Annotated in this window: 3 protein-coding genes; 2 read left to right on the top strand and 1 reads right to left on the bottom strand. The window is 72.5% G+C overall.

The features are described from left to right. The coding region (locus tag ACTUAL_RS21145) for a mycothiol transferase (protein ID WP_440901467.1) at positions 1–344 on the top strand (344 nt) is incomplete at its 5' end. Here ACTUAL_RS21145 and ACTUAL_RS21140 read toward each other — a convergent pair. Continuing rightward, the gene (locus tag ACTUAL_RS21140) at positions 324–1,253 is read right to left on the bottom strand and encodes an AraC family transcriptional regulator (RefSeq protein ID WP_440901466.1); all 930 of its coding nucleotides are present in this window, start codon (positions 1,251–1,253) and stop codon (positions 324–326) included. The genes ACTUAL_RS21145 and ACTUAL_RS21140 overlap by 21 nt on opposite strands. Before the next feature lie 105 nt (positions 1,254–1,358). On the opposite strand from ACTUAL_RS21140, the gene ACTUAL_RS21135 reads away from it, so the two are divergent. After that, a partial coding sequence (locus ACTUAL_RS21135) for an aldo/keto reductase (RefSeq protein WP_440901465.1) occupies positions 1,359–1,609 on the top strand: 251 nt, incomplete at its 3' end.

Genomic DNA, 1,609 nt, shown 5'->3' with positions numbered 1-1,609 from the left:
CCGAGGTGGCGGGCGCGGAGCAGGTCTGGACCGCCGACGGCTGGTCCGAGCGGTTCGACCTGCCGCTGCCGGTGGACGACACCGGGTACGGGCAACACGCCGACCGGGTGACGGCCGTCGTCGCGCCCGCCGAGCTGCTGCTGGGGTACCACCGGGCGGTGCACGAGCGCACCGAGGCGTACCTGCGCACGGTGAGCGCCGAGGACCTGACCAGGGTCGTGGACGACTCGTGGGACCCGCCGGTGACCCTGGCGGTGCGGCTGCTCAGCGTGGTCGAGGACGACCTCCAGCACGTCGGGCAGGCGGCTTTCGTGCGGGGCGTGTCAGGATCGGGCGCGCAGTGAGACGCGGAACTCACGCGGTGACACGCCGACGACGCGCCGGAAGGCGGTGCTGAACGCGCTCTCGGACCGGTAGCCGATGGCCCCCGCGATCGAGGTGAGGGAGTCGTCCGTGCGCAGCGCGGCGCGCGCCAGGTGCATCCGCCAGTCGATGAGGTAGTCCAGGGGCGGCTTCCCCACCCTGGTCCGGAAGTTCACCGCGAAGGACGAGCGGGACATCCGGGCGATCGCGGCGAGCTCCTCCAGCGTCCAGCGGTGGCCGGGGTCGGCGTGCACGGCGCGCAGCACGGCCCCGATCCCGTCGTCGACCACCGACGCGAGCCAGCCCAGGGGCTCGCGGGAGGAGTCGGCGTGCGACCTGAGCATGTGCACCAGGAGGATCTGGGCCAGGTGCTCCAGGACGAGCGACTGGCCCGTCCTGGGCTCCTGGAACTCGTGCACGAGCAGGGTCGCGAGGTTCCAGAGCAGCTGCCCGCCGGTCTCGTCCGCCCTGATGACGACGGCCGGGGGCAGCGCCGAGAACAGCGTGGAGGCGTCGGCGTCCCGGAACTCGAAGTCGACGCTGCACGTGTGCGCGACAGCGCCGGGGCCGTTGCCGGGAACGCCCTCCCGCGCCGTCTCGACCGAACTGCCGAGGCCGTAGGCGGGCGGGTTCCCGAGCAGGTAGAAGTCGCCTGCGCCGAGCAGGACGGGGTCCAGGCCGTCCACGCACAACCAGAACTCGCCTTCCACCACCGCGCCGAGCTTGATGTGCGGGAACGGCGTGAACCGGGCTCCCCACGGGGCCGTCGCGCGGAGCGGGGCCGGGACGACGGCCCTCGGCCGGGCCAGCGCCAGGACCTGCCGGACCGGGTCGCTGACGTCCAGCGTGACCTCGGCCCTGGACGATCGATAAGGATTACTGGACTCCACGTTATGGACTATACGACCAGCGCTGGGAACGATGGTGTCCGGCGGCTGGGCCGCCGGGCGCGGGGAACCTGCCCGCGCCCGATCCACGTGAGGAGCGGAGCACTCATGCGTTACCGATTTCTTGGCGGCTCCGGGCTGCGCGTGTCGGAGCTGTCGCTGGGGACGGGCAACTTCGGCACGGGCTGGGGGCACGGGGCGCGGGCGTCCGAGGCGCGGGCGATGTACGACGCCTACCGGGAGGCGGGCGGGAACTTCATCGACACCGCGTCCAACTACCAGGCCGGGGACGCCGAGGAGCACCTGGCGGACCTCATCGCCTCGGACCGCGAGGACGTCGTCCTGGCGACGACGTACAG

Source organism: Actinosynnema sp. (genome assembly GCF_052038725.1).
Note: the sequence above shows the minus strand (reverse complement) of the source record. Positions and strands in the feature narration are given on the sequence as shown.